The following is a 26082-nucleotide window of genomic DNA, read 5'->3' as shown; positions in this document are numbered from 1 at the left end:
TGCGATCGTTTCATCTTTAGAAAGGACATTTCCATGGACGCTAAGTTTACCGAGCTCGTCGAGCAGCTGAACGGCCTCGATTTTAAGGGTATGTACGGCAGCGACTTCCTGCACACCTGGGACAAGACCACCGATGAGCTCAAGGCGCTCTACATCGTCGCCGACGCACTGCGCGAGCTGCGTGAGAACAACGTCTCGTCCAAGATCTTCGACTCGGGCCTGGCCGTCTCCCTGTTCCGCGACAACTCCACCCGTACACGCTTCTCCTTCTCTAAGGCCGCCAACCTGCTCGGCCTTGAGCTGCAGGACCTGGACGAGAAGAAGTCCCAGATCGCTCACGGCGAGACCGTCCGCGAGACCGCTACCATGATCTCCTTCATGGCCGATGTCATCGGCATCCGCGACGACATGTACATCGGCAAGGGCGACGCCTACATGGCCGAGGTCTCCGAGTCTGTCCAGCAGGCCTACAAGGATGGCGTTCTGGATCACCGTCCCACGCTCATCTCCCTGCAGTCCGATTCCGATCACCCCACGCAGTCCTCTGCCGACATGCTTTACCTCATCAACGAGTTTGGCGGCCTCGAGAACCTCAAGGGCAAGAAGGTTGCTGTCACCTGGGCCTATTCGCCCTCTTACGGCAAGCCACTGTCCTGCCCGCAGTCGCTGATCAGCCTGCTGCCCCGCTTTGGCATGGACGTCACCCTGGCTCACCCCGAGGGCTACGACCTCATGCCCGAGGTCGTCGAGCGCGCTAAGGGCTACGCCGCCGAGTCCGGCACCACCTTTAAGCAGGTCAACACCATGGCCGAGGCCTTCGAGGGCGCCGACATCGTGATCCCCAAGAGCTGGGCTCCGTTTGCCGCCATGGAGAAGCGTACCAACCTGTACGCCGAGGGCGACGACGCCGGCATCGCTGCGCTCGAGAAGGAACTGCTCGCTCAGAACGCTACGCATCAGGATTGGTGCTCCACGACCGAGCTCATGGAGAAGACTGCCAACGGCCAGGACACCATCTTTATGCACCCGCTGCCCGCCGACATCTCCGGTGTCTCCTGCGAGCACGGCGAGGTCAACGCCGACGTCTTCGACATGCACCGCGTGGGCATGTACAAGGAGGCCAGCTACAAGCCGTACGCCATCGCTGCCATGATGTTCCTGCAGAAGGTTGCCGATCCCGCCGCCGCCCTCAAGGCCCTCGACGAGCGCAACACCGCCCGCTGGTTCCAGGCCTAAAGCTGGGCTGAGAAATGGCTAAGCGTATTGTTGTCGCCCTGGGTGGAAACGCCCTCGGCGCCAACCTTCCCGAGCAGATGGAGGCCGTCAAGACGACTTCCAAGGCCATTGTCGACCTGATCGAGGAGGGCAACGAGGTCGTCGTCGTGCATGGCAACGGCCCCCAGGTGGGCATGATCGCCAATGCGATGGCCGAGCTCACGCGTTCTAATCCTCAGAAGTACATTCCCGGCCCGCTGTCCGTTTGCGGCGCCATGAGCCAGGGCTACATTGGCTATGACCTGCAAAACGCCCTGCGCGAGGAAATGCTCGACCGCAATATCGACAAGGGTGTCGCCACCGTGCTCACCCAGGTTGAGGTTGCGGCAGACGATCCGGCCTTTGCCGACCCGGTCAAGCCGATCGGTCCGTGGATGAGCGAGGCCGAGGCCAAGGAGCTGGAGGCCGACCGCGGCTATCAGTTCATCCACGACGAGAAGCAGGGCTTCCGTCGCGTGGTCGCCTCGCCCAAGCCCGTGAACATCGTCGAGCTCGACACCATTAAGTCGCTCGTCGAGTCCAACCATGTGGTGATCTCCTGCGGCGGTGGCGGCATTCCCGTCACCAAGTCCCAGGGCAACCACCTTAAGGGCGCTGCCGCCGTCATCGATAAGGACTTTGCGGCCGAGAAGCTCGCCGAGCAGCTCGACGCCGATGCTCTGATTATCCTGACGGCCGTGGAGAAGGTTGCCATTGGCTTTGGCACCGACCACGAGCAGTGGCTCGACACACTGACCGCGGCTGACGTAAAGCGTCTGTCCGAGGCCAACGAGTTCGGTCGCGGCTCCATGCTGCCCAAGGTTCAGGCCGCCTCGACGTTTGCCGAGAGCAAGCCGGGCCGCACAGCGCTCATCACGCTGCTCGAGAAGGCGCGCGATGGCCTTGCCGGCAAGACCGGTACCACGTTTACCGGCGACGCTGAGTAGGCATGTCTGCACCATTGAGGAGGGTGCCCTGCGGCGCGGGGTGCCCTCCTTTGTGCTATGGGGAGCCAAGGGGCGTTCGCTGGAAAACGAGTGCGTGCCTGTTCCGACGGAGTGCGAGCTTGCTATGGTGGGTATAGCAAATATGGTGTCCAAGGCAGCCAGGGGAGGTTTGCGGAGATGAAACTCGGTTGCGTCATTATGGCTTCGGGCGAGGGCAAGCGGTTTGGCTCTAACAAGATGCTCGCCGATATCTATGGCAAGCCACTGATTGCCCGGACTATCGATTCGGTTCCCCGGGGCTTTGACGTCGTGGTTTCGACGCGTTGGCCCGAGGTCGCCCAGATTTGCGAGGACAAGCATTGCCCGTGCGTGCTGCACGATGGCAAGCTGCGCAGCGAAAGCGTCCGTGCGGGCCTTTCGTGGGGGGTCGATCGCAACTGGAAAGGCTGCCTCTTTTTGCCGGGCGACCAGCCGCTTGTGAGTTCGGATTCATTTGAGGCCATGGTTCGCGCGTTTGACGAGCGCGGCCGCAAGCATCCGGTGCGTCTTGCGTGCAACGGCGAGCCTTCGAGCCCGGTGCTCTTTCCGGCGGAACTGTTCGATGCACTTATGTGTCTTGAGGGCAAGGACGGCGGCGGTTCGATCCTCAAGGGCCGTACCGACGTGGTACTGGTCGAAGCGCGCGCCTATGAGCTGTGGGATGTCGATACCGCCGAGGGACAGCGACGCATAACGGAGCATATCGCGGCCTGCTCGTATTTTGATCGCGTGGCCAACTGTATGAATCAATAAGGAGCAACATGATCATCATCAAAAACGGCGCGCTCGTGACGCCCCAGGGGCTTCGCCGCGCCGATCTTGCCATGGAGGGCGAAAAGATTGTGCGGATTGCCGCGGCAATCGAGCCAGCCGAGGGCGATACCGTCCAGGACGCTACCGACTGCTGGGTGTTCCCCGGCTTTATCGACGGCCACACGCACATGCAGTGCTGGACAGGCATGGATTGGACGGCCGATAGCTTTGAGACCGGTACGCGTGCGGCTGCCTGCGGCGGTACGACGACCATCGTGGACTACGCGACGGCCGATCGCGGCGTGACCATGCCCGATGCCTTGGCCGAGTGGCATCGCCGCGCCGACGGAACCTGCACGGCTAACTACGCCTTTCATATGGCACTCGCCGAGTGGAACGAGCGCAACCGCACCGATCTTTCGGCCATGCGCGAGGCGGGCGTATCGTCGTTTAAGACCTACTTTGCCTACGACCACCTACGCTTGGACGATGCCGAGACGCTCGAGGTGCTGGAGGAGCTCAAGCGCGTGGGCGGTATCCTGTGCGTGCATTGCGAGAACGGCACGTTGGTGAATGAGCTGCAGAAGCGCGTGTTTGAGCAGGGTATCCACGGGCCCGAGGGGCATGCACTCAGCCGTCCGGATGTGTGTGAGGCCGAGGCCGTGAGCCGTCTGCTGTATCTGGCACACCTGGCCGGGGACGCTCCGGTCAACGTGGTGCACCTTTCGACCAAGCTGGGGCTCGAGGCCATCCGTGCCGCCAAAGCGCGCGGGCAGAAGAATATCTATGTCGAGACCTGCCCTCAGTATCTGATGCTCGACGATACGTGCTATTTGGAGCAGGGCGAGGACGGCTTTGCGGGTGCCAAGTATGTGATGAGCCCGCCGCTGCGCCATGCGGGTGACCGTGCGGCACTGCGCGAGGCGCTTGTGGCCGGCGAGATCGATACGATCGCGACCGACCACTGCAGCTTTAACCTGCACGGGCAAAAGGACCGCGGGCGCGACGACTTCCGCGCGATTCCCAACGGCGGGCCCGGTGTGGAGCATCGCCCCGTCGCGATCGCTACGAGCTTTGAGGGACAGCTGGGCCCCGAGGATCTGTGCCGCTTGATGAGCGAGAACCCGGCGCGCGTCTTTGGCATGTATCCGCGCAAGGGCTGTCTTGCCGAGGGTGCCGATGCCGACGTGTGCGTGTGGGATCCCAAGGCACGCTGGACGATCAGTGCCGCGACGCAGCATCAGGCTGTGGACTACACGCCACTCGAGGGCTTTGAGGCACATGGCCGCGCCAAGGCTGTGTTTGTGAACGGCGTGCTGGCTGCGCGCGACGGCGAGCCCACTGGAGCCCAACCCGGCCGCTACGTCCCCCGCTAACGGGGCTATCCCTGGAGGTTGGTGGCGATGAGGGGGCGGTCGAGAGCTGCCTCAAAGCGGTCGGCCATCGTGGGGTCGCTGAGCGTGTCGACTTGGTTGAGCATGACGCGTGCGGTGCTGAGCTCCAGCGCCTGCATCTCGGCATTGAGCACCTGGGCGACGCGCTCGGGCGTGGCGATGTCGGTGAGCTCGCAGCCGCAACGCTCGCAAAAGAGCTCGGGGCGGTGGACGGCTTCGTTGATGGGCTTGCCGAGCCCCGAGGCGCCGACGACCCAGACGATGTTGGCCGTGGCGGCGGGAATCACCGGCTCCCAGGCGGCGTGGGCCTTGAGCGGGAGCCGCTTGCTGCCGTCCGCCTCGGCCAGGACGTAGTCAAAGCGCTGCGCCAGCTCGCCGAGCGGCTCGGCGGGGGCGGAGAGCTTGCCTGTCTCCGGGTCCAAGACGCCTGCCTGGCAGATGCTTCCACGCGCAAGGCCCGCGCAGGCCTCGCAGGTGCAGCCTGGGGCGTGTAAGGCGCCCGGCTTCCAAGGCGCGGCGTCCAGGCGACGATTCGACCCGTCCCATGGCACGCCGGCGACGGGAAACATATGCGTGGTGGTGCAGAGGAGCACGCGGCCGCCAGCGCGCATGAGCTCAAGACCCAGTGTCTTGAGCAAGGTCGACTTGCCGCCGCTGCCGATAATCGCGGTAATGCCCGGCTCGATCCTGAGCGCCGAGGCAAGATTGCCGCTAACCGTTTCCATCTGTTCACCGCCGTATAATACTGTGATAATAAATAATCATCAGAGTAGCGGTCGAACCGCTTTTGCTCTGCTCAAACCGTAGCACAGGGAGGTGCCCCGGGAATGCTCGTTTATGTTCGCGGCGCCGGCGATATCGCCACGGGCGTCGCTGCCCGTTTGGTACGCACCGGCGTGTCGGTCGTTATGGCCGATATCGCGGTCCCCACGTGCATCCGTCGCACAATCAGTTTTTGCGAGGCCATTCGCCTGGGCGAGGTCCAGGTCGAGGGCATTCGCGCTCGCTTGGCGCAGACGCCGGCAGAGGCGCTTGCAATTACCGAGGCCGGAGACGTCGCCGTTGCGGTAGACCCCCAGGCCAAGATGCTCGGCGAACTGAAGCCCGCTGCCGTGGTCGACGCGATTTTGGCTAAGCGCAACTTGGGCACCACGCGCGACATGGCGCCTGCCGTCATCGCCGTGGGGCCGGGCTTTACCGCGCCGGTCGATTGCGACGCCGTGGTCGAGACCATGCGTGGGCATTTTCTCGGCCGCGTCATCACCCAGGGCTCGCCCCAGCCCAACACGGGCGTGCCGGGCATTATCGCCGGCTATGGCAAAGAGCGCGTTATCCACAGCCCCGCCGCCGGCGTGTTTAGGTCCGACCGCGCGATCGGCGACATCGTGAGTGCCGGCGACGTGATCGGGTATGCGGGTGATACTCCCATGGTCACGCAGATTGACGGCTGCTTGCGCGGCCTTTTGGCCGACGGCGTTCAGGTGACCGAGGGCTTTAAATGTGCCGACGTCGACCCGCGCGGCGATGCCAGCTATATCAACTATATTTCGGACAAGGCGACGTCGGTCGGCGGCGGCGTGCTCGAGGCGCTCGCCATGCTCACCGGTGTATTCCAGGGATAGGAAATTGCAATGGAAAAGCTCGATGTGGTGAATGCTGCGCTTGGCGCTCTGAAGGCTGGTAAGACGTGCGAGCTGGTGGTAGTTGCCGGCACGGCAGGGTCATCGCCGCGCGGCGTGGGCGCCTGGATGGCCGTCTTTGCCGATGGCAGCCAAGCGGGCACCATCGGCGGCGGCAAGATCGAGCTTTTTGCGCTGGACGAGGCGCGTGAGCTGCTGGCAGCAGGGCAATCGCGTCTGGTCCGCTACACCATGGGCGGCGAGAACTCCGATACCGGCATGATCTGCGGCGGAGCCATCTGCCTGTGCTACCTGCATCTGGATGTATCGCAGGTGCCGTTGTTCCAGAAAATTGCCGACGTCTTGGAGTATCGACGCATCGGTGACTTCGTTATCGACTTTGAACCGTTTGTCATCCAGGCCCTCGAGGGCGATACGGCTGAGTACCATGGCGAGGCATCGCGCCATACCATTGTCGGCTGCCCCGAGCTTTCGCTGGTGGAGGAGGGGAGTAAGGTCACCTACACCAACGCCGCCTCCGAGATTCCCCCGGCGCACATCGAGACGCTCTGCCCCGAGGGCCTGACCTACATCTTCGGCTGCGGACACGTGGGCGCCGCGACGGCGCGTGTGCTCACGGCGGCGGGCTTTGCCGTCGTGGCGTGCGATGACCGCCCCGGCACGCTGACGCCCGAATGGGTGCCTGGTGTCTACGATCGTCGCCTGGTCGACTACAAGAACCTGAGCGAGCTGTGCCCCATCGGTCCGCGCGACTTGGTGGTCGTGGCCACGGCAGGCCACAAGTCCGATATCGACGTGGTGATTCAGGTGATGCGCGCCAAACCCGCCTATCTGGGCTGTCTGGGATCGCGCCGCAAGACGGCCTTTGTACGGGCCCGCCTGGAGCAGGAGGGCTTTGCGCGGGACCAGATCGACGAGCTGCACCTGCCGATCGGCGTTGCCATTCAGGCCGAGGACCCCGAGGAGATCGCCATCTCCATCGCCGCCGAGATGATCCACTTGCGCCGCACCAAACTCGTCCCCCGCAAGCGCTAGTCGCATCCCCATCAATAAGTTGCGGTGAAATAGGGACTGTTTATGCCTGCTAAGCCGTCAAACAGTCCCTATTTCACCGCAACTGCTTTTTGGGATCCATTTGTGCGGGGGAGTTGTGGAGTTGTGCAGGCAGACGAGGTTTTTCTGGAAATACGCTCCCGATGCGCGTATAGTACCGATTGTTTTGTCGGCTCCTGCTGCGTCGAGTCCAAACCGCAAAATGCCATGAGCGGCGCGGATGCAGCCAGGAGGCACGAGGACAACCCATCGTGGCCACGCCCCGTGCTTAAAACCCCAAGAAGGAGTGAACAATGGCAGAAGAGAAGTATGTGCCGCGTCTGAAGACCAAGTACAACAACGAGGTCAAGCAGCAGCTTCAGGACAAGTTCCAGTACGAGAACGTCATGATGATCCCCAAGTTTGAGAAGATCGTCGTGAACATGGGTGTCGGCGAGGCCGCTACCGATTCCAAGGCCATCGACGGTGCCGTGCGCGACCTGCGCGCCATCACCGGCCAGCAGCCGATGATCACCCGTGCCCGCAAGTCCATCGCTACCTTCCGCCTGCGCGCTGGTATGCCGATCGGCTGCAAGGTTACCCTGCGTGGCGATCGTATGTGGGAGTTCTTCGATCGTCTGACCTCCGTCGCGATCCCCCGTATCCGCGACTTCCGCGGCATTTCCGCCAAGAGCTTCGACGGCCGTGGTAACTTCTCCATGGGCGTCACCGAGCAGCTCATCTTCCCCGAGATCGACTTCGACTCCGTCGATCACCAGCGCGGTATGGACATCACTTTCGTGACCACCGCCAATACCGATGAGGAGGCCAAGGCCCTTCTGGACGCCTTCGGTTTCCCGTTCAAGAAATAGGTTCACCTGCCCTATAAGCGCCGTTCCCACAAGGGGGCGGCGCTTGGGGCGAACAATACTCTATGTGAGGAGGATATAAGTGGCTAAGACATCGATGATCGTCAAGTGCAATCGCAAGCAGAAGTTCTCTACTCGTGAGTACACGCGCTGCCAGCGCTGCGGCCGTCCGCACTCTGTGTACCGCAAGTTCGGCCTGTGCCGTGTCTGCTTCCGTGAGCTTGCACTCAAGGGCGAGCTTCCCGGCGTTAGGAAGGCCAGCTGGTAAGTCACTACCAGCGTTTCAAGCATCCGTTTGGAACAGGGAAAACGCGCTAGTTAGGCTTTGCCGTTAAGGGCGGCGAAGAACCAAGAGCACGTGTTCATCAAGAACGAAGGAGAATCTGTATGAACCTTACAGACCCGATCGCAGATATGCTTACGCGCATCCGTAACGCTAACTCTGTGAACAAGGCCACGGTCTCCATGCCGAGCAGCAAGAAGCTCGTCGAGATCGCTCGTGTTCTGCACGAGGAGGGCTACATCGAGGGCTACGATGTCGAGGACACCGTTCCCCAGAAGACTCTGCACATCACGCTTAAGTATGGTCCCAAGAAGGCTAAGGTCATCAACGGCATCCGCCGCATTTCCAAGCCGGGCCTGCGTAAGTACACCGGCGTTGCCGACATGCCCCGCGTCCGCGGTGGCCTTGGTACCGCCATTATTTCCACCAGCCATGGCGTCATGACCGACCGCGATGCTCGCAAGCACAACGTCGGCGGCGAGATCATCGCTTACGTCTGGTAATTCGCTCGGTAGGTAGAAGGAAAGGAGATCACCGTGTCTCGTATCGGTAATAAGCCTGTCCAGATTCCCGCCGGAGTCGAAGTGGCAGTCAACGGCAACAACGTTGTCGTCAAGGGCCCCAAGGGCCAGCTCGAGCTCGATGTCTTTGAGAAGCTCGCTATCAACGTCGAGGACAACGTCCTCACCGTTTCCCGTCCCGACGACGAGCGTGAGACCCGTGCCCGCCACGGCCTCACCCGCGCCCTCATCCACAACATGGTTGTCGGCGTTTCCGAGGGCTTCGAGAAGAAGCTCGAGCTCGCCGGCGTCGGTTACCGCGTGCAGCAGAAGGGTAAGAACCTCGAGTTCTCCCTGGGCTTCTCGCACCCCGTGATCGTCGAGGCTCCCGAGGGCATTACCTTCGAGGTTCCCGACAACACCCACGTGAACGTCAAGGGTATCAACAAGCAGCAGGTCGGTCAGATCGCCGCTGAGATCCGCGGTCATCGTCCTCCCGAGCCTTACAAGGGCAAGGGTATCCACTATGTTGGCGAGCACATCCGCCGCAAGCTGGGTAAGGCCGCCAAGTAGTCGTAACCGACTCACTCGCATAAGACCAGCACCCCGTCAGGTGCTGGCAAGATCAACCTTTTTAGGAGTTTACGTATGAACAAGCATAAGGCGAAGCTGGAAGGCCTCAAGCGTCGTCAGCGTCGTGTTCGCGGCAAGGTCTCGGGTACCGCCGAGCGTCCGCGTCTTCGCGTGACCCGTACTAACGCCAACATCTATGCCCAGATCATCGACGACAGCAAGGGCTCCAGCCTGACGCTCGTCTCTGCCTCGACCCTCGAGGCCGAGTTCAAGGGCACCCACACCTCGAACAAGGAGGCTGCGGAGAAGGTCGGTCAGCTCGTTGGCAAGCGCGCCATCGAGGCCGGCATCACCAAGGTCGCCTTCGATCGTGGTGGCCGTATCTACCATGGCCGCGTCAAGGCCCTCGCCGACGGTGCTCGTGCCGCCGGTCTCGAGTTCTAGGAGGTATGTAGCACATGGCTCGTAATCAGAAGCAGCAGCGCGAGGCCTCCGAGTTCGAGGAGCGCGTCGTTTACATCAACCGCGTGTCGAAGACCGTCAAGGGTGGTCGTCGCATGAGCCTCGTCGCTCTCGTCGTCGTTGGCGACGGCAAGGGTAACGTCGGCGTTGGCATGGGCAAGTCCGCTGAGGTGCCCATGGCCATCTCCAAGGCGTCTCTCGATGCCAAGAAGAACATGTTCCACGTGCCGGTGACCGATCAGGGCACCATCCCGCACGAGGTTCTCGGCCACTTTGGTGCCGGTCGCATCATCATCAAGCCCGCTGTCGAGGGTACCGGCGTTATCGCCGGCGGCGCTGTGCGTCCCCTCTTTGAGCTTGCTGGCATCAAGAACGTCCTGTCCAAGTCCCTCGGTACCGACAACGGCCTCAACATCATCAAGGCTGCCGTCGAGGGCCTCAAGGAGCTCTCCAGCCCTGAGGACGTCGCGGCTCGCCGTGGCCTGACGGTCTCCGAGATGTTCGTCGGTAAGGAGAACTAAGCATGGCTGACACCATCAAGATCAAGCAGGTCCGCAGCACCAATGGTTGCAAGCAGGACCAGGTCCGTACTGTCCGTGCCCTCGGTCTCCACAGGATCCGCGAGGTTCGCGAGATTGCTGACAACGAGTCCGTCCGCGGCATGATCTTCAAGGTCAAGCACCTTGTCGAGATTGTAGAGGAGTAGCAAATGCAGCTTCACGATCTTACTCCCGCGCCCGGTTCCACCAAGAACCGTAAGCGCGTCGGCCGTGGCAATTCTTCGGGTCACGGCACCACTTCTGGCCGCGGCCAGAAGGGCCAGGGTTCCCGCTCTGGCGGCACCAAGGGTGCCGGCTTCGAGGGCGGCCAGACTCCGCTGGCTATGCGCCTGCCCAAGCTTCCGGGCTTCCGCAACCCCCGTCGTATCGAGTACACCGCTGTTAACGTTGAGCGTCTCGAGCGTAAGTTCGAGGATGGCGCTGTGATCGACGGTGCCGCTCTTAAGGCCGCTCGCATCACCAAGAGCGAGTTCGAGCCCGTCAAGGTGCTCGGCAATGGTGAGCTCACCAAGAAGTTCACGGTCAAGGTCGACAAGGTCAGTGCTTCTGCGCAGGCCAAGATCGAGGCCGCCGGCGGAAAGGTCGAGCTGCCGTGCTAAATGGTCTTAAGAATGCTTTCCGCATCAAAGAATTGCGCGAAAAGATTCTTTTTACCATAGCTATGCTCGTCGTGTACCGCATTGGTGCGCACGTTCCTGTGCCCGGCATTCCCTTCCAGGGGATGCTGGGCCTTTTCTCGACCGATAACAGTTCGGTCGCCGCAGGTGCTATGGCCCTCCTGAATCTTTTCTCTGGCGGCGCGTTGAGCTATGTGTCGGTGTTTTCGCTGGGCATCATGCCTTACATCACCAGCTCGATCATCCTCCAGATGCTCCAGGCCGTTGTGCCTTCCCTGCATGAGCTTTCCCGCGAGGGCGAGGTCGGTCAGACCAAGATTACGCAGTATTCGCGTTACCTCACCCTGGCTCTGGCAATCCTCAACTCCGTGGGTTACCTTTTCCTCTTTAAGAGCTTCAACATCAGTTTCAATGGTGCCGGTGCTCCCGAGATCATCTTTGACATCATGATTGTCGGTACGCTCACCGCGGGTGCCATGCTGATCATGTGGATTGGTGAGCTCATCACCCAGCGCGGTATCGGCAATGGCATGTCGCTGATCATCTTTGCGAACATCATGGCCGGTCTGCCGCAGGCTATCTTCTCCAGCACCGAGGGTAACGCCGGTGGCATCATCACCATGGTGATCATCTGCGCCATCATCCTGCTGGTTATCCCGCTGATTGTTTTCCTTGAGCGCGGCCAGCGCCGCATCCCGGTTTCCTACGCTAAGCGCGTCGTGGGCCGTCGCATGATGGGTGGTCAGACCACCTACCTGCCCATCAAGGTCAACACCGCGGGTGTCGTGCCGATCATCTTCGCATCGGCGCTGCTGTACTTCCCGGCCCAGATTGCCGTGTTCTTCCCCGGCATCGGCTGGATCCAGGCAGTTGCCTCCGCGCTTTCGACCGGTTGGCTCAACTGGGTGCTTAACGTTGTCCTCATCGTGTTCTTCGCGTACTTCTACACCTCCATGGTGTTCAACCCCGATGACACGGCCGACAACCTTAAGAAGCAGGGCGGCTTTATTCCGGGCGTGCGTCCGGGTAGGGCTACCGCGGCCTACATCAAGAACGCGCTCAACAAGATCACGCTTCCCAGCGCTGTCTTTTTGGCGCTCATCGCCATCGTGCCTTCGATCATCTTCTCCTTCACGGGTAACCATCTGATCCAGGCATTTGGTGGCACGTCCATCCTCATCATGGTCGGCGTCGTGCTCGACACGGTCGATAAGCTCGAAGGCCAGATCAAGATGTATGATTACGATGGATTCTTTAAATAGGCTAGAGGAGGATTGCTCATGAACCTCGTATTGCTCGGAGCTCCGGGTGCCGGTAAGGGCACCGTCGCACAGGAGCTCGTCGCCGAGTTTGGCGTCGCCCACATTTCCACGGGCGACCTGCTGCGTGCTGCCGTCAAGGGTGGCACCGAGCTTGGTATTCAGGCTAAGAAGTACATGGACGCTGGCGAGCTCGTTCCCGACCAGCTCGTGATCGACCTTGTCAAGGAGCGCCTTGCCGCCGATGACGCCCAGCAGGGCTTCATCCTTGACGGCTTCCCGCGCAACACTGCCCAGGCTGTGACGCTCGATTCCGAGCTTTCGGCCATGGGTCGCGAGATCGACTGCGCCCTTCTGGTCGATGTGGCCCCCGAGGTCATCATCGATCGTCTGTCTTCGCGTCGCACCTGCCGCGCCTGCGGTTACACCGGCACCGCTGCCGATGCCACCTGCCCCAAGTGTGGTGGCGAGATGTATCAGCGCGACGATGACAAGCCCGAGACCATCAAGAACCGTCTCGACGTCTACGAGAAGTCCACGAGCCCGCTCGTCGACTACTATCGCGGCCAGGGTCTGCTCAAGTCGGTCAACGGTGACCAGGCTCGCGAGACCGTGTACGGGGATGTCAAAGAGGCTCTCGGTCTATGATCAAGATTAAGTCTGCAACGCAAATCGAGCAGATGAAGAAAGCAGGAGCGCTATCTAAGATGGCGCTCCGCCACGTTGGAGCCATGGTGCGCCCCGGCGTTTCGACCTTTGAACTCGATCAGCTCGCGGAGCAGATTATCCGCATGCATGGCGGCACCCCGGCCTTTAAGGGTTACGGCGGGTTTCCGGGGACCATTTGCGCATCGATTAACGATGCCGTGGTCCATGGTATTCCCAATCCCGACATGATCCTGCGCGATGGCGATATCATCTCCATCGATACGGGAGCCGTTGTCGACGGTTGGGTTGGCGATAACGCTTGGACGTTTTTCGTCGGCAACCCTACGCCCGAGGCCAAGGCCCTGTGCGAGGTTACGCGCGATTGCCTTAAGGCTGCCATCGAGCAGGCTGTCCCCGGTAACCATATCGGGGACGTCGGTTATGCCGTTCAGTCTCTCGCCGAGTCTCACGGCTATGGCGTGCTTCGTGACTATGTGGGCCATGGCATTGGCCGCGTGATGCACGAGGACCCCAACGTTCCTAACTATGGAAAGAAGGGGAGGGGAGTTCGCCTCCAGGCCGGCATGGTCATTGCCATCGAGCCGATGGTTACGATGGGTTCCAACCATGTGAGCACGGGCTCCGACGGTTGGATTGTTACGACCAACGACCATCTGCCCGCCGCGCACTACGAGAACACCGTCGCCATTACCAATGACGGTCCGGTGATTCTCACCACGGATGCCCAAGGTGCTTGGTGCTCCCTCCAAGGCGGAGAAATGTAACAAGTTCCACTTAGTTGTGGAGCCATTACGAAGTTATTACGATGCGTGCATACGTGTTGTAGAATACTCAATCGCTGTCGTTTTCTAGAGAAAGATGATTGCTTGTGAAGAAGGAAGACGCAATTGAGCTCGAGGGTACGGTAAAGGAACCGTTGCCCAACGCCATGTTTAAGGTCGAGCTCGAGAACGGTCATTCGGTTCTGTGCAACATTTCTGGCAAGATTCGAATGAATTACATCCGTATTCTCCCCGGTGACAGGGTTGTCGTGGAGCTTTCCCCGTACGACCTGACCCGCGGCCGCATCACCTATCGCTACAAATAGCGGCACGCATACACGCACTCCATTTCCGACTGCAGGCTTAGCTCAACCTACGGTCGGATTGTGTGTGAAGACCAGCCATAGTTTTAAACGCCTGCGGCTGGGCGAGTAGATAGTAGGGAAGTAGTTTGAGCGCTACCGAAAGGAAGAACGATGAAGGTACGTCCTTCGGTCAAGAAGATGTGCGATAAGTGCAAAATCATTAGGCGCCATGGCAAGGTCCTCGTCATTTGCGAGAACCCCCGTCATAAGCAGCGTCAGGGTTAAGAGAGGAGACTACGTTGGCCCGTATTAATGGTGTCGACCTCCCGCGTGAGAAGCGCGTTGAGATCGGTCTGACCTACATTTACGGCATCGGCCGCACCACTGCGACGAAGATTTGCGTCGAGTGCAACGTTAACGTGGATACGCGCGTTAAGGACCTCACCGAGGATGAGGTTAACGCCATCCGCGATTATATCGATAAGAACCAGATCATGGTTGAGGGCGACCTCCGCCGTGAGCGCAACCAGAACGTCAAGCGCCTTATGGACATCGGCTGCAACCGCGGCCTTCGTCACCGCAAGGGCCTCCCGGTCCGCGGCCAGCGCACCCACACTAACGCTCGTACCCGCAAGGGCCCGAAGCGTCAGATCGGTGCTAAGAAGAAGAAATAAGGAGCGCTAGATAGATGGCTACTGCTAAGAAGAACGTTCGCGCTGCCCGTCTGAAGCGCGCGGACCGTAAGAACATTTCCGTGGGCCAGGCTCACATTCGTTCTACGTTCAACAACACGATCGTTTCGATCACCGATCCCCAGGGCAACGTCATTTCCTGGAAGTCGGCTGGCCAGGTGGGCTTCAAGGGCTCCCGTAAGTCCACGCCGTTCGCTGCCCAGATGGCTGCCGAGGCTGCTGCCAAGCAGGCCATGGAGCACGGTATGAAGAAGGTTTCCGTCTTCGTCAAGGGCCCCGGCTCCGGTCGTGAGACCGCCATCCGCTCCCTCCAGGCTGCTGGCCTCGAGGTCTCGAGCATCCAGGACAAGACCCCCATTCCGCACAACGGCTGCCGCCCCAAGAAGCGTCGCCGCGTGTAACTGAAAGGATCGTATCAATATGGCAATCGACAGGACTCCTGTTCTTAAGCGCTGCCGTCAGCTCGGGATCGATCCCGCTGAGCTCGGTTACAGCAGCAAGAAGGAATCTATCCGTCAGCCCAAGCGCCGTCGCAAGGAATCTGAGTACGGCATGCAGCTGCGCGAGAAGCAGAAGGTCAAGTTCATCTATGGCGTTCTGGAGAAGCAGTTCCACGGCTACTTCAACAAGGCCCGTAAGATGAACGGCGTCACCGGTGAGAACCTCATGATCATTCTTGAGTCTCGCCTCGACAACGTCGTCTTCCGTCTTGGCTTCGCCCGCACCCGCAAAGAGGCTCGTCAGTCCGTCCGTCACGGTCACTTCACCGTGAACGGCAAGCGCGTGGACATCCCGTCCTACCGCGTCAAGGCCGGCGACGTCGTCGCTGTCGGCGAGAAGTTCCGTGACCTCCTCCCCATCAAGGAGGCCCTGATTTCCTCCGAGCGCTTTGAGGTCCCTGGCTGGCTCGAGGTCGATATCGAGAAGCTGTCTGGTAACGTGCTCGCTCTGCCGACGCGTGAGCAGATCAGCGGTGATATCAACGAGCAGCTCATCGTCGAGCTCTACTCTAAGTAGTCCATCCGGGCTGCTGAGGCTGGAGGTAATACATGTCAGAATTCATTAGGCCTCAGGTTCAGGTCGAAGAGATCAACGAGACGTCTGCTCGTGTCTCCGTCGAGCCGCTCGAGCGTGGTTACGGCGATACGCTGGGTAACTCCCTTCGTCGCGTTCTTCTGTCCTCGCTCGAGGGTGCCGCCGTCGAGGCTATTCAGATCGATGGTGCGCAGCACGAGTTCATGACCATCCCTAACATGGTCGAGGATGTCACCGACATCGTCCTGAATGTCAAGGGTCTTGTCTTCAGGGCTCTCGGCACGACCGACGAGGCGACCGCAACCATCTCGGTTGACGGCCCCTGCGAGGTCACCGGTGCGGACTTCTTTATTCCGTCCGAGTTTGAGCTGGTCAACCCCGAGCAGCACATTGCTACGCTCACCGAGGGTGGCCATCTCACCATGAGCATGCGCATCGGCTATGGCCGCGGCTATGTTTCTGGCGAGGCTAACAAGCGTGACAACGATCCCATCGGTGTGATCCACGTCGACTCGCTGTACTCGCCGGTGTCCCGTTGCGCCAAGCTCGTTGAGGCTTGCCGTGTCGGCCAGCATACCGACTACGACCGCCTTGTCCTCGAGATCGAGACCAACGGTTCCATCGCCCCGCGCGACGCCGTGGTCCAGGCTGCCAATATCATCAACCAGCATATGGCCGCCTTTATGAACCTTGCCGAGACCCCCGAGGTCGAGGAGGAGGCTTCGATCTTCGCTCCCGAGGTCACCAACGACAACGCCGAGCTGGACAAGCAGATCGAGGATCTGGACCTTTCCGTCCGTTCCTACAACTGCCTTAAGCGCGCCAGCATTCACTCGGTCCGTCAGCTCGTTGAGTTCTCGGAGAATGATCTGCTCAACATCCGTAACTTCGGTGTTAAGTCGATCGAGGAAGTGAAGGACAAGCTTGAGTCCATGGGCCTGAGCCTGAAGGCTTAATGCTTCGCATATTTGAGGAGAAACTAGACCATGCGTCACAACGTTAAGAAGGGCCTGAAGCTCGGCACCGATGCGAGCCACACCAAGGCCATGAAGAAGAGCCTTGCTAAGGCCCTCTTCGAGAACGACCGCATCAAGACCACCGAGACCCGCGCTAAGGCGCTGCGTTCGGTCGTCGATCCGATCATCACCTGGGCCAAGAAGGGCGACCTGCACTCTCGTCGTCTGGCTATCGCCAAGCTCGGCGATAAGCAGCTCGTTGCCGAGATCTTCGACAAGGCTGCTCAGGGCATGTGGCAGGACCGCAACGGCGGTTATACCCGCATCATGAAGCTCGGCAACCGCAAGGGCGACAACGCTCCCATCGTTATCATGGAGCTCGTCACCGAGCCTTGCACGCCTAAGGCCAAGAAGGCTGCTCCGGCCCCCAAGAAGGCCGCTGCTCCCAAGAAGGTCGAGGCTGTCGAGGAGGCTCCTGCTGAGGAGACCGCTGAGTAGACATTCCGTCTGCATAGGCTATATTCGAGGGGTACGTTCGCGTACCCCTCTTTTTTTGTCGCGATACCGTTACTTGTTTGTTGGGAGCGCCCATGACTGCGCCGTCTGATTTCAATTCGACCCCCGAGCTTGACGCCACGCTCGTATTTCGCGTGGTCTATGATGGCTCGTCGTATAGCGGATTTGCCGAGCAGCCGGGACAGACGACGGTTGCGGGTGAGCTGCGCCGCGCTATCGAGACGCTGCTTCGCCGTCCGATCGATCTGACGTGCGCGGGGCGTACCGATGCCGGCGTGCATGCCGTGGCTCAGTACATCAGCGTGCCCGTAACGGACGCTGAGCTCGCTTGTACGCGCCGTAGGTGGCTGCGGGCCATGGATGCCCTGCTGCCCAAAGATATCGCCATAAACGAGGTCTACAAGGCCCGTAAAGGCTTTTCTGCACGTTTTGACGCGCGTTCCCGTACGTATACGTACCGTATTGCCGATCGAGATGCGCGCCCCGTGCTGTCCCGCGGTGCCGTGTGGTGGCATCGCTATCCCCTCGACGTCGATGCGATGGCGGCCGCCTGCCCTGCGCTTTTGGGTGAGCAGGACTTTAAGAGCTTTTGCAAGGTTGCCTCGGCCGTTGGCAAGCCCACGCATCGCTGCGTGATGCGTGCCGAGTTTGGCCATGAGGTGGCCTTTGGCGAGGATATCCTGACGTTTACCATCGAGGGCAATGCGTTCCTGCATTCGATGGTCCGTACGATCGTGGGCACGCTTGTCGAGATTGGCATGCATCGCCGTGAACCCGAGTGGATGCGCGAGGTCATCGATGCTTGCGACCGTACCGCTGCGGGCCCCACGGCTCCTGCCTGCGGCCTTACGTTTATGGGCGTGGATTACGATCCCGCCGAGCTCGTCGTGCTCGACTAGGGGAGGGCTCGACGCGTCGTGCGTCGAAACCCGTCATCTGTGGGCTGCGCGTGTGCAACATCTGTTCTTGGCGTGCAATACAACCGGTGTCTCATTGCTTTTATTGGCGGGGTGTACCATGAACCACGGTTTGATTCATTGCTGTCGAGAGGACGGATAACTTGGTTCGACGTGGCTCGCACCCGCGACTTTCGGTGATCCTTGTGGTAGAAGGTTCGCCCAGCTATGCGATGCGTGCGCTCGAGAGTATCCAGAACCAAGACCTCTACGATTTGCAGATTGTCGTTGTCTGCCGCGATGCTGCGCCCGGTGTGCGCCATTCGCTTCAAGTTGCTGCCGACAGGGACATCCATATTGATTTGATTGACGTCGAGGACGCGAAGCGCGGTGCTTGTCTTCGTGCCGGTTTTGCTGCCTCGCGTGGCTCTCAAATCATCGCTATGAACGCCGATGAGTGGTTTGCTCCGCAGTCCCTTTCCAAGATGGTCGATATCGCGTGCGATACTGCGGCAGACATAGTGTTCCCCACGGTGTCGCTCGACCGCTATGATGCACATCGAGAGCGCCATTCGCGCGTCTTGGATGTTGCCCCTATTGTCATTGAAGACAAGTCTTCGATGGTGACCGGGCTGCCCCAGTTGATTTTAGGCGGCCTAGTCGTTCAGACCTCTGGCGTGATGTATAGCCGTCCGCTGTTTGAGGCATGCCTTTTGTACGACAAGGCGTTTCGCACAGTTGGGTTTATGGCGTGCTCGCTCTCGCGGGCGCAGCGCGTCTCCGGATGCGGCGACGCTTGTTTCCACGCGGCGGCACCTAAGCTTACAGATGCCTTTGATCCCACCATGTATGCCAAGGTATCCGATGACACCCGAGCGCTCGACGAGCTTGCGGACTCACTCTCGGAAGCAGATAGCGGTGGTCGGCTCAAGCTGGCAACCCAAAAGTTCTACTTTGCCGGACTGGTCGCCTGCATCGAGAATTTGTGTCTGAGCCCGCATGGAGTGTCCTCAATCGAGCGTTCCGCCCGTATGCGTGATATGCTCGAGGCGCCTCGAACCCGTCAGATGGTCGCCGCGCTCAAGGATAACCATCGGGGGCTCGGTCTGTTGTTTGGGCCGATCGCCAGCGCCAAGCCCGCGCGCTGCGTGATGTGTACGCATCTGGCAGCTTTTCTTAACCGGACGGGCGCAAAAACCGCCTAAACGGCTCATTTCGAAACAAACTTGCATAGAATTGTTTCGAAATGCGTTCTTATACACAAAAGCCTTCAAATAGCGTTAAACTATTCAATCATTGATTGTCTCCGCCATCTTTTGGAGTGAGGGTTTGTATGGCTAAAAAACGCAATGGGCGCCAGGATGCCATTAGAGATATTGTGCGCAATAAGGACGTCCGCACGCAGCGCGTGCTGGTCGATGAGCTCCGTGCTATGGGTTTTGATTGCACGCAGGCGACTGTCTCTCGTGATATTGCCGACATGGGGCTGCGTAAGCTCCCTGAGGGCATCTATGTTCTGGCAGAGGATCTGCACCTGCAGCGTATGGTTTCCGAGCTCGTTACGGGCGTTCTGCGTACCGATAATCTGGTTATGATCAAGGCTCAGCCTGGCACGGCTTCCGGCATCGCCGCCGCCGTTGATGCGGCAGAGTTGCCCGATGTGCTTGGCTCGCTTGCCGGCAACGATACGATTTTGGTTATTGCCCAGACGGCCGAGGACGGCGAGCGTCTTGAGGCGCTGATCAATAAGCTGAGCAATTCTCGCAAGTAGACGTGCGGGTCGAGCGCTCGGCACTGCGCGCGCTGACATAGTGGCTTGTAAGGGGTATCGACGTTGGTCGGTACCCCCTTTTTTGTTTGCCGGTATAAAGACCGCCCACCAGGTCGCTTTAAACTAAAAGGCCCCCGAGCAGTTTAATAAGCTGCTCGGGGGCCTTGTTGCTTATGGCCGGATGATTTCTAGCCGACCGTATCGTCAGGCGTGGGCGAGGGGTCGGGAGTGGGTGTAGGCGTAGGCGTAGGCGTAGGCGTAGGCGTAGGCGTGCCGCCATCGCCGCCGGTCGAACCACCAGTGGAGCCGCCCGTCGAGCCACCGGTCGTACCGGTGCCGCCGGTGGTGTCGCCGCCCGTGGTCTCGGTGGTCGTGGTCGTCGTGGTAGTCGTTGTGGTGGTTTCCTCTTCGTCCTCGTTCTCGTCCTTGTCGTCGTTCTCCGTCTTCTTGGAGTTGTTGGTGCCGTAGAACTTCCAGACGCTGTTGTTCTTGTAGGTGGGCGCCGTTCCGGTCGCAAACTCCTCGCGCTCGGTACCGGTCAGAACGGTGTTCATAAACCGCTTAAAGACAGGCAGGTTGGTGCTGTCGCCCAGCAGGTCCGTGCCGTATTTTTGGATGGGGATCTCGCCCGCGGAATAGCCGGTCCACAGGGCGCACGCCAGCTGCGGGGTATAGCCGCAGAACCACAGGTTGGTGGTGTTGTCGGTGGTGCCCGTCTTGCCGGCATAGGGCTGGTTGACGCTCAGGGCACCGGCAGCACCCGTACCGCCGCCCTGCATGACGCCGGACAGAACATCGGTGACCGCGGCGGCCTCGCCCTCGGTAAGCACCTGTGAGGGATTGTCCGTGTGCTGGTACAGCACCGAACCGGTACGAGAGTCAATCTCGGTGATGGCGATCGGCTGGCGATAGTAGCCGCCGTTGGCAAACGTCGCGTAGGCGGCGGCCATCTCGAGCGGCGAGATCGAGCCGGTGCCGAGCGTCATGACGGGAACGTCCTCGATGTTGTCCTTGGCGGGATCGATGCCGAGCTTTTTGACGAGCGAGATGATCTTGCTGTTGCCGACGGCTTCCGCCACCTGGATGTAACCGGTGTTGGAGGAGTATGCCGTCGCCTGCTTAAGCGTGATGTTGCCATAGCTATGGTTGGCGTAGTTTTGGACCTCGGTCGTGGTGCCCTTGGCCTTGAGCGGCGAGTTGCAGTTGAGGGTGACGTTGGGGTTCATGCCGTTTTGGATGGCAGTTGCCAGCGTAAAGGCCTTAAACGTGGAGCCCACGGGGCGCTTCGCCGTAGCGTGGTTCACATGGTTCTCGTCGGCGTTGTAGTCGTAGCCGCCCACCATGCACTTGATGTAGCCGGTCTTGGGATCGACGACGACCATGCCCATGTCCAGGCCGTCGAGCGAGAGCGTGTCGAGCTGCTCGCGGACGGCATTTTCTGCCACCTGCTGCATCGTGGGGTCGATGGTGGTCTTGACGGTCAGACCGCCCTTAAAGAGCACGTCGGTCGAGAACTCCTGCTCCAGCAGCTGCTTAACATAGGCGACAAAGTAGGGCTGCGAGTATACGTCGACGCCGCTGCCCGAGATTTCGGTCACGTTGAGGGTGATGGGCTCGGCCTGTGCGGCATCGTGCTCCTCCTGCGTAATGTGGCCCAGGCGCAACATGTTGTCGAGGACCTTGTTGCGGCGAGACAGTGCCAGATCGGGATTGACCGTGGGGTCGTACTGCGAAGGCGAGTTGGGAAGGCCGATCAACAGTGCGGCTTCGCTCAGGGTGAGGTCGGCGGCGCTCTTGGACAGGTAGGTCTCGGCTGCGGCCTCGATGCCGTAGGCGCCGTGGCCGTAATAGATGGTGTTGAGGTACATCATGAGGATCTCGTCTTTGGAGTACATGTCCTCCATCTTGACGGCGATGTAGGCCTCGCGCACCTTACGCTCGATGGTCGAGTCGAACTGCTCCTCCTGCAGAATGGTGTTGCGCACCAGCTGCTGGGTGATAGTCGAGGCGCCTTCGTGCCCGCCGCCGAGGGTTGCCACCGCAGCACGCGCGATACCCCACAGGTCGATACCGCCGTGCTCGTAGAAGCGCTCGTCCTCGACGTCAACGGTGCCCTGCAGCACGTAGGGGGAGACCTCGTCCTTGGTGATGGACTTGCGGTTTTGCGTGTAGAAGCTCGCGATCTTGTTGCCGTTGCAGTCGACGATCTCGGTGGGCTCGCTCACCAGATACGCGTTGGCGTCGGTGTAGTCGGGCAGATCGGACAGCCAGCGGTTGACGTTGCCGACCATGCCGATGCCAAATGCCACGCCCGCAATCAGCAGAAAGCCTAAAAATGAGAGCAGGATTATGGGCAGAGCATGCGTCTTTGAACGGCTGCGTCCCTGTCGTTGGCGAGGACCCATATATTGACCTCCAGGTATGTCGTGCCGGGCGGCGGATGTGCCGTCGAGGCAGGATGGACATAAGTTATTACACGATAAACCAAACGGGGCGCGCGAGGCCTCGTGTATGCTGGAAGACGGCATTTTTCAGAGTGAATGCATACCTTGGTAAGGAGTTTGCCGATGGCGATTCGGGCGATGGGGCCGAGCGGACAATACGAGACTGGATTGGATGCTGCCGGTGCGGCGCTGCCCGAGCTGCTGGCGCCGGCGGGCGGACTCGACCAGATGCTTGCGGCCATCGCCGCGGGTGCCGATGCCATCTATGCGGGGTTGGGCGGCTTTAACGCCCGCGTGAGCGCGCATGGCTTTACGGATGACGAGTTTGCGCGCGGCTGCGCCGTGGCGCATGCCCATGGCGTGCGCGTGTACGTGACGCTCAACGTGTTCGTGTTTGACGATGAGTTGTCCGACGCGGTGGCGTTGGGAGCTCATGCACTGGAGCTGGGCGCCGATGCTCTGATTGTCGCCGATGCCGGGTTGGCCTGCGTGCTGAGCGCGGCTATTCCCGGGGTCGAGATTCACCTGTCCACGCAGGCGGGCGTTCATAGCGAAGACGCCGTGCGGCTTGCCGCCGATGAGCTGGGGGTCGAGCGTGTGACGACGGCGCGCGAGCTGACGGTCGACGAGATTGCGGCGCTATGTGCCACGGGCGTGCCCATCGAGGTATTCTGCCACGGTGCGATTTGCATCGGCTATTCGGGGGCGTGCGAGTTCTCGGCCCTGCGGCGTGGGCGCTCGGCGATGCGCGGCGACTGCACGCAGCCGTGCCGTCTGGCGTACGACCTGGTGGACGAGGCGGGGCAGAGCGTTGTCGCCGTCGAAGGGGATCGCCTGTTGTGCCCGCGCGACTATCTGGGTATTGCGCATCTGCCCGAGCTTGTAGATGCCGGCGTGGCGTCGCTCAAGATCGAGGGGCGCATGAAGAACCCCGATTACGTATTCAATGTGGTGCGGGTGTGGCGCCGGGCGCTCGATATGCTGCGCGACGACGCGTGGGACCCCGGTGCCGTGGAAGAGCTTGAACGCGAGCTGGGAAGGTCGTTTAACCGTGGGTTTACCGATGCGTACCTGCGAGGGCGTTCGGGTGCCGAGCTGATGAGCTTTGAGCGCGCAATTAACCAGGGCGTGCGCGTGGGACGCTTGGTCGCTGTGGGCCACGAAGAGGTGACCGTTGAGTTCGACGCCGCCGTGGCGGCGGGTGACACGCTCGAGATTCGGTTCTATCCGGGTGTCGACGCGCGTCCCGATGTGCCCAAGCGCTGGCCGCAGGTGCCCTGCCCGGTGGATGCCGCAGCGGGGGAGCGCGTCGTCGTGCATTGCAAGCGTAAGGTGGGCACGGGCTGCGAGGTATACCTGATTCGCAGCGCCGGCGTGTTGGATCAGACGGCGGCGGTGTTGGAGCGCATGCGGGCCGAGGCGGATGCGATTGCGCCCGTTGCGCGTGCCGTTGAGGTGCTGCCCTTTGAGGGCGTTGCGGTGGATGGCGGTGCGTCGACGGAGTTGGTGGAGTGCGCGGTTCCCACTCGCATGGTTTTTGCTTGGCAGCTGATGGATGCCGACCCGCGCGGAGAACTCGATTTGTCCGACGCCGTTGTGGTGCTTGACGAGGTGTGCCGCACGGGTGACGCTGACCGGACCCGCTCACTGATGCAGCGTGCCGGGCGCGTCGTCTGCCGCAACCTGGGACAGGTGGTGATCGCTCGCGAGCTGGGCGTGACGTTTGACGTGGCGGCGCCGGTGTTCTGCGCGAATCGGGCTACGCTTGCCTGGCTGCGCGAACTCGGTGCGGGGCGGGTGTACTTGCCGGCCGAGTTGCTCGGCAATGATGCGGAGCGTATTGCCGAACTGGCTGCTGAACCCGGCGTCTGGGGTCCGGTCGACGCCGACCGTCCCGAGCTTATGGTGTGCGAGCACTGCCTGCTGACCGCCGAGGGCGTCTGCGCTACCGATGCGACGGGACAGGTCCGTTGCCGCGACTGCTTGCGTCGTCGGCAGGTACGCTATCTGGTCGAGCGTGACGGTACACGTCTGCCGGTCGCCGTTGACGCGTGCGGCAGGACGAGGATTTTCCTGTCGTAGGTGTTCGGTCGCGCCGTTTTGGTTATTATTAGTGGGTTTATGAACTTCGAGCACCGCCGTATCCGGTGAGGGTGCTATAGCAAAAGGAGGATACCCAATGCTGTCTGTTGACGAGCAAATGCGTATCATCACCTCGGGCGCCGCGCAGATCGTCCCCGAGGCCGACCTTCGCAAGAAGCTTGAGAAGGGCGAGCCCCTCAACATCAAGCTCGGCGTCGATCCCACCAGCCCCGACCTGCACCTGGGCCACGCCGTGCCCCTGCGCAAGATGCGTCAGTTCCAGGACCTGGGCCACAAGGTCACCCTCATCATCGGTAACGGCACCGCACTGATCGGCGATCCTTCGGGCAAGAACTCCACCCGCCCGCAGCTTTCGCAGGAGCAGATCGAGGCCAACGCCGAGACCTACGTGAGCCAGGCCATGAAGATCCTGGATCCCGAGAAGACCACCATCGTGCACAACGGCGACTGGATCCTGTCGATGGATCTGGCCGGCCTGCTGCAGGTGTGCTCCAAGTTCACCGTCGCCCGCATCCTCGAGCGCGATGACTTTACCAAGCGCTACCAGTCCCAGACGCCGATCGCCCTGCACGAGTTCCTGTACCCCGTGATGCAGGCCTTCGACTCCGTTCAGATCAAGGCCGACGTGGAGATGGGCGGCACCGACCAGCTCTTCAACCTGCTCGCTGGTCGCGAGCTCATGGAGAAGATGGGCATGGAGCCGCAGATCGCGCTTACCATGCCGCTGCTCGAGGGCACCGACGGCGTGCGCAAGATGTCCAAGTCCTACGGCAACTACATCGGCCTGACCGACGCGCCCAAGGATATGTTCGGCAAGACCATGTCCATCCCCGACGAGATGATCGGCAAGTACTATCGTCTGGCCAGCTCGCTCACCCCGGCCGAGGTCGACAAGATCGACGCCGCCCTGGCCGACGGTTCCGCCGATCCCTATGAGCTCAAGCGTGCACTGGGCCGCGACCTGTGCGATACCTATCACGGCGCCGGTGCCGGCGACGAGGCTCAGGCCGAGTTCGACCGCGTGTTCAAGGAGGGCCAGCTTGCCGACTTCCCCGAGAAGCACGTCGAGCTGACCGTCAACGACGAGGGCCAGATCTACCTCGCAGGCCTGCTTAAGGACCTGGGCCTTTCGGCGAGCGCCGGCCAGGCCCGTCGCGACATTGACGGTGGCGGCGTCAAGATCAACGGCAAGGCCGTGGCTCCCAAGAGCTACAACATCGACCCCAGCGCCCTCAAGCTGGGCGACACCCTCTCCGTAGGCAAGCGCAAGGGCTTTAAGTTGATTTAGTTACGCGGTTCTACGAACCGCGTAACGGCTCGACGCTGCGCGGGCCGCATTTGGACAATCTGACGTTCAACTTCAAGGGCGCGACCAGAAGGTCAGCGCCCTTTCGTTTCACGTCACCTTGTCTCAAATGCGGCCCGCTCGCTGGCGTTGCCAAAACATCGGCGTCGCTTTGGTCGCAAAGCAGTCGTTGGGGACGTTCTTGAATGACTAGTCGTTTAAGAACGTCCCCAACGACTATTGCGCCCTCTACCCGCGGCATTGCCTTGCTCCGGATGCGGCAGTTAGGGACGTTCCTTTTAATATGAGCAGGACATTGTCAAGAGGCAAAATCGGGCCCGGCCCCAACGATATGGGGTCAGGCCCTCTCCCTATATCAGCCCGTCCGCGGCGACCTCGGCGTGTCTTACCGACGCTCGTCTTTGCAGTTTAATATCCGCCCGCGGCGATCTCTCGCTGGGCAATCC

The 26082-nt window shown here is 60.9% G+C and carries 31 protein-coding genes; 29 read left to right on the top strand and 2 right to left on the bottom strand.

Annotated elements, in window-relative coordinates:
• The first annotated feature begins 33 nt into the window (after positions 1 to 33).
• From ygeW to hydA, 4 genes are all read left to right on the top strand, one after another.
• The gene (gene ygeW, locus AAAV44_RS05450; protein WP_349114917.1) at positions 34 to 1236 is read left to right on the top strand and encodes a knotted carbamoyltransferase YgeW; all 1203 of its coding nucleotides are present in this window, start codon (positions 34 to 36) and stop codon (positions 1234 to 1236) included.
• Positions 1237 to 1250: 14 nt separating this feature from the next.
• Entirely contained in the window at positions 1251 to 2201 is a 951-nt protein-coding gene (gene arcC / locus AAAV44_RS05445) for a carbamate kinase (protein WP_349114916.1), read from the top strand.
• 177 nt (positions 2202 to 2378) lie between these two features.
• Complete coding sequence (locus AAAV44_RS05440) at positions 2379 to 2993, top strand: nucleotidyltransferase family protein (protein ID WP_349114914.1); 615 nt, start codon at positions 2379 to 2381, stop codon at positions 2991 to 2993.
• A gap of 8 nt (positions 2994 to 3001) precedes the next feature.
• Entirely contained in the window at positions 3002 to 4369 is a 1368-nt protein-coding gene (hydA, locus tag AAAV44_RS05435; RefSeq protein WP_349114912.1) for a dihydropyrimidinase, read from the top strand.
• Between the two features lie 5 nt (positions 4370 to 4374).
• Here hydA and yqeC read toward each other — a convergent pair whose 3' ends face one another.
• Positions 4375 to 5112: a selenium cofactor biosynthesis protein YqeC gene (gene yqeC, locus AAAV44_RS05430; protein ID WP_349114911.1), complete on the bottom strand. Its 738-nt coding sequence runs from the start codon at positions 5110 to 5112 to the stop codon at positions 4375 to 4377.
• Between the two features lie 102 nt (positions 5113 to 5214).
• On the opposite strand from yqeC, the gene yqeB reads away from it, so the two are divergent.
• The 23 genes from yqeB to AAAV44_RS05315 all read left to right on the top strand — a co-directional run bounded on the left by yqeB (position 5215) and on the right by AAAV44_RS05315 (position 19783).
• Positions 5215 to 6009, top strand: coding sequence for a selenium-dependent molybdenum cofactor biosynthesis protein YqeB (yqeB, locus tag AAAV44_RS05425; RefSeq protein WP_349114909.1), 795 nt, complete (start codon positions 5215 to 5217; stop codon positions 6007 to 6009).
• A gap of 9 nt (positions 6010 to 6018) precedes the next feature.
• Positions 6019 to 7062, top strand: coding sequence for an XdhC family protein (locus AAAV44_RS05420; protein ID WP_349114908.1), 1044 nt, complete (start codon positions 6019 to 6021; stop codon positions 7060 to 7062).
• 311 nt (positions 7063 to 7373) lie between these two features.
• Positions 7374 to 7931, top strand: coding sequence for a 50S ribosomal protein L5 (gene rplE, locus AAAV44_RS05415; protein ID WP_006235260.1), 558 nt, complete (start codon positions 7374 to 7376; stop codon positions 7929 to 7931).
• Between the two features lie 79 nt (positions 7932 to 8010).
• Positions 8011 to 8196: a type Z 30S ribosomal protein S14 gene (locus AAAV44_RS05410; protein ID WP_349114907.1), complete on the top strand. Its 186-nt coding sequence runs from the start codon at positions 8011 to 8013 to the stop codon at positions 8194 to 8196.
• 119 nt (positions 8197 to 8315) lie between these two features.
• Positions 8316 to 8714, top strand: a complete 399-nt coding sequence (rpsH, locus tag AAAV44_RS05405; RefSeq protein ID WP_006235262.1) for a 30S ribosomal protein S8 — start codon at positions 8316 to 8318, stop codon at positions 8712 to 8714.
• Between the two features lie 33 nt (positions 8715 to 8747).
• Complete coding sequence (rplF, locus tag AAAV44_RS05400) at positions 8748 to 9284, top strand: 50S ribosomal protein L6 (RefSeq protein WP_006235263.1); 537 nt, start codon at positions 8748 to 8750, stop codon at positions 9282 to 9284.
• A gap of 75 nt (positions 9285 to 9359) precedes the next feature.
• Entirely contained in the window at positions 9360 to 9728 is a 369-nt protein-coding gene (gene rplR, locus AAAV44_RS05395) for a 50S ribosomal protein L18 (RefSeq protein WP_055252235.1), read from the top strand.
• Between the two features lie 14 nt (positions 9729 to 9742).
• Complete coding sequence (gene rpsE, locus AAAV44_RS05390) at positions 9743 to 10267, top strand: 30S ribosomal protein S5 (protein WP_022094279.1); 525 nt, start codon at positions 9743 to 9745, stop codon at positions 10265 to 10267.
• A gap of 2 nt (positions 10268 to 10269) precedes the next feature.
• Positions 10270 to 10452, top strand: coding sequence for a 50S ribosomal protein L30 (gene rpmD, locus AAAV44_RS05385; RefSeq protein ID WP_006235266.1), 183 nt, complete (start codon positions 10270 to 10272; stop codon positions 10450 to 10452).
• A gap of 3 nt (positions 10453 to 10455) precedes the next feature.
• Positions 10456 to 10905, top strand: coding sequence for a 50S ribosomal protein L15 (rplO, locus tag AAAV44_RS05380; protein ID WP_006235267.1), 450 nt, complete (start codon positions 10456 to 10458; stop codon positions 10903 to 10905).
• On the top strand, positions 10899 to 12185 hold the full coding sequence (secY, locus tag AAAV44_RS05375) for a preprotein translocase subunit SecY (protein WP_349114905.1): 1287 nt from the start codon (positions 10899 to 10901) through the stop codon (positions 12183 to 12185). The genes rplO and secY overlap by 7 nt, the downstream gene beginning before the upstream one ends.
• Positions 12186 to 12203: 18 nt before the next feature.
• Positions 12204 to 12830: an adenylate kinase gene (locus tag AAAV44_RS05370; RefSeq protein WP_006235269.1), complete on the top strand. Its 627-nt coding sequence runs from the start codon at positions 12204 to 12206 to the stop codon at positions 12828 to 12830.
• Positions 12827 to 13615, top strand: coding sequence for a type I methionyl aminopeptidase (gene map, locus AAAV44_RS05365; RefSeq protein ID WP_117854455.1), 789 nt, complete (start codon positions 12827 to 12829; stop codon positions 13613 to 13615). Before AAAV44_RS05370 ends, map begins: the two co-directional genes overlap by 4 nt.
• Positions 13616 to 13719: 104 nt before the next feature.
• Positions 13720 to 13938 (top strand): translation initiation factor IF-1, encoded by a 219-nt coding sequence (gene infA / locus AAAV44_RS05360; RefSeq protein ID WP_035137443.1) that lies wholly within the window; start codon positions 13720 to 13722, stop codon positions 13936 to 13938.
• Positions 13939 to 14088: 150 nt separating this feature from the next.
• Complete coding sequence (gene rpmJ / locus AAAV44_RS05355) at positions 14089 to 14202, top strand: 50S ribosomal protein L36 (RefSeq protein WP_006363204.1); 114 nt, start codon at positions 14089 to 14091, stop codon at positions 14200 to 14202.
• A 14-nt stretch (positions 14203 to 14216) separates the two neighbouring features.
• Positions 14217 to 14591 (top strand): 30S ribosomal protein S13, encoded by a 375-nt coding sequence (rpsM, locus tag AAAV44_RS05350; RefSeq protein WP_022094275.1) that lies wholly within the window; start codon positions 14217 to 14219, stop codon positions 14589 to 14591.
• A 14-nt stretch (positions 14592 to 14605) separates the two neighbouring features.
• Positions 14606 to 15010, top strand: coding sequence for a 30S ribosomal protein S11 (rpsK, locus tag AAAV44_RS05345; RefSeq protein WP_006235274.1), 405 nt, complete (start codon positions 14606 to 14608; stop codon positions 15008 to 15010).
• A gap of 19 nt (positions 15011 to 15029) precedes the next feature.
• The gene (gene rpsD / locus AAAV44_RS05340; RefSeq protein WP_006235275.1) at positions 15030 to 15626 is read left to right on the top strand and encodes a 30S ribosomal protein S4; all 597 of its coding nucleotides are present in this window, start codon (positions 15030 to 15032) and stop codon (positions 15624 to 15626) included.
• 32 nt (positions 15627 to 15658) lie between these two features.
• On the top strand, positions 15659 to 16600 hold the full coding sequence (locus tag AAAV44_RS05335) for a DNA-directed RNA polymerase subunit alpha (protein WP_006235276.1): 942 nt from the start codon (positions 15659 to 15661) through the stop codon (positions 16598 to 16600).
• Positions 16601 to 16630: 30 nt separating this feature from the next.
• Positions 16631 to 17098, top strand: coding sequence for a 50S ribosomal protein L17 (gene rplQ / locus AAAV44_RS05330; RefSeq protein ID WP_006235277.1), 468 nt, complete (start codon positions 16631 to 16633; stop codon positions 17096 to 17098).
• Between the two features lie 92 nt (positions 17099 to 17190).
• Entirely contained in the window at positions 17191 to 18015 is an 825-nt protein-coding gene (gene truA, locus AAAV44_RS05325; RefSeq protein ID WP_349114902.1) for a tRNA pseudouridine(38-40) synthase TruA, read from the top strand.
• A gap of 161 nt (positions 18016 to 18176) precedes the next feature.
• Positions 18177 to 19217: a glycosyltransferase gene (locus tag AAAV44_RS05320; protein ID WP_349114900.1), complete on the top strand. Its 1041-nt coding sequence runs from the start codon at positions 18177 to 18179 to the stop codon at positions 19215 to 19217.
• A gap of 128 nt (positions 19218 to 19345) precedes the next feature.
• Entirely contained in the window at positions 19346 to 19783 is a 438-nt protein-coding gene (locus AAAV44_RS05315) for an ArgR family transcriptional regulator (RefSeq protein WP_006235280.1), read from the top strand.
• 188 nt (positions 19784 to 19971) lie between these two features.
• On the opposite strand, the gene AAAV44_RS05310 is transcribed toward AAAV44_RS05315, so the two are convergent.
• Positions 19972 to 22188: a PBP1A family penicillin-binding protein gene (locus AAAV44_RS05310; RefSeq protein WP_349114899.1), complete on the bottom strand. Its 2217-nt coding sequence runs from the start codon at positions 22186 to 22188 to the stop codon at positions 19972 to 19974.
• 162 nt (positions 22189 to 22350) lie between these two features.
• Between AAAV44_RS05310 and AAAV44_RS05305 the strand changes: the two genes are divergently transcribed.
• Positions 22351 to 24309, top strand: a complete 1959-nt coding sequence (locus tag AAAV44_RS05305) for a U32 family peptidase (protein ID WP_349114898.1) — start codon at positions 22351 to 22353, stop codon at positions 24307 to 24309.
• A 97-nt stretch (positions 24310 to 24406) separates the two neighbouring features.
• The gene (gene tyrS, locus AAAV44_RS05300) at positions 24407 to 25618 is read left to right on the top strand and encodes a tyrosine--tRNA ligase (RefSeq protein ID WP_349114897.1); all 1212 of its coding nucleotides are present in this window, start codon (positions 24407 to 24409) and stop codon (positions 25616 to 25618) included.
• The last annotated feature ends 464 nt before the right edge of the window (positions 25619 to 26082 follow it).

It is taken from the genome of Collinsella sp. CLA-AP-H1 (assembly GCF_040092945.1).
Taxonomy (GTDB): Bacteria; Actinomycetota; Coriobacteriia; order Coriobacteriales; family Coriobacteriaceae; genus Collinsella.
The sequence above is the reverse complement of the archived record's forward strand: the minus strand, read 5'-3'. Positions and strand labels throughout refer to the sequence as shown.

Coding starts and splice junctions, on each gene's coding strand:
- ygeW (WP_349114917.1), top strand. CDS start 34: ATGGACGCTAAGTTTACCGAGCTCGTCGAGCAGCTGAACGGCCTCGAT.
- arcC (WP_349114916.1), top strand. CDS start 1,251: ATGGCTAAGCGTATTGTTGTCGCCCTGGGTGGAAACGCCCTCGGCGCC.
- AAAV44_RS05440 (WP_349114914.1), top strand. CDS start 2,379: ATGAAACTCGGTTGCGTCATTATGGCTTCGGGCGAGGGCAAGCGGTTT.
- hydA (WP_349114912.1), top strand. CDS start 3,002: ATGATCATCATCAAAAACGGCGCGCTCGTGACGCCCCAGGGGCTTCGC.
- yqeC (WP_349114911.1), bottom strand. CDS start 5,112: ATGGAAACGGTTAGCGGCAATCTTGCCTCGGCGCTCAGGATCGAGCCG.
- yqeB (WP_349114909.1), top strand. CDS start 5,215: ATGCTCGTTTATGTTCGCGGCGCCGGCGATATCGCCACGGGCGTCGCT.
- AAAV44_RS05420 (WP_349114908.1), top strand. CDS start 6,019: ATGGAAAAGCTCGATGTGGTGAATGCTGCGCTTGGCGCTCTGAAGGCT.
- rplE (WP_006235260.1), top strand. CDS start 7,374: ATGGCAGAAGAGAAGTATGTGCCGCGTCTGAAGACCAAGTACAACAAC.
- rpsH (WP_006235262.1), top strand. CDS start 8,316: ATGAACCTTACAGACCCGATCGCAGATATGCTTACGCGCATCCGTAAC.
- rplR (WP_055252235.1), top strand. CDS start 9,360: ATGAACAAGCATAAGGCGAAGCTGGAAGGCCTCAAGCGTCGTCAGCGT.
- rpsE (WP_022094279.1), top strand. CDS start 9,743: ATGGCTCGTAATCAGAAGCAGCAGCGCGAGGCCTCCGAGTTCGAGGAG.
- rpmD (WP_006235266.1), top strand. CDS start 10,270: ATGGCTGACACCATCAAGATCAAGCAGGTCCGCAGCACCAATGGTTGC.
- rplO (WP_006235267.1), top strand. CDS start 10,456: ATGCAGCTTCACGATCTTACTCCCGCGCCCGGTTCCACCAAGAACCGT.
- AAAV44_RS05370 (WP_006235269.1), top strand. CDS start 12,204: ATGAACCTCGTATTGCTCGGAGCTCCGGGTGCCGGTAAGGGCACCGTC.
- map (WP_117854455.1), top strand. CDS start 12,827: ATGATCAAGATTAAGTCTGCAACGCAAATCGAGCAGATGAAGAAAGCA.
- rpmJ (WP_006363204.1), top strand. CDS start 14,089: ATGAAGGTACGTCCTTCGGTCAAGAAGATGTGCGATAAGTGCAAAATC.
- rpsK (WP_006235274.1), top strand. CDS start 14,606: ATGGCTACTGCTAAGAAGAACGTTCGCGCTGCCCGTCTGAAGCGCGCG.
- rpsD (WP_006235275.1), top strand. CDS start 15,030: ATGGCAATCGACAGGACTCCTGTTCTTAAGCGCTGCCGTCAGCTCGGG.
- AAAV44_RS05335 (WP_006235276.1), top strand. CDS start 15,659: ATGTCAGAATTCATTAGGCCTCAGGTTCAGGTCGAAGAGATCAACGAG.
- rplQ (WP_006235277.1), top strand. CDS start 16,631: ATGCGTCACAACGTTAAGAAGGGCCTGAAGCTCGGCACCGATGCGAGC.
- truA (WP_349114902.1), top strand. CDS start 17,191: ATGACTGCGCCGTCTGATTTCAATTCGACCCCCGAGCTTGACGCCACG.
- AAAV44_RS05315 (WP_006235280.1), top strand. CDS start 19,346: ATGGCTAAAAAACGCAATGGGCGCCAGGATGCCATTAGAGATATTGTG.
- AAAV44_RS05310 (WP_349114899.1), bottom strand. CDS start 22,188: ATGGGTCCTCGCCAACGACAGGGACGCAGCCGTTCAAAGACGCATGCT.
- AAAV44_RS05305 (WP_349114898.1), top strand. CDS start 22,351: ATGGCGATTCGGGCGATGGGGCCGAGCGGACAATACGAGACTGGATTG.
- tyrS (WP_349114897.1), top strand. CDS start 24,407: ATGCTGTCTGTTGACGAGCAAATGCGTATCATCACCTCGGGCGCCGCG.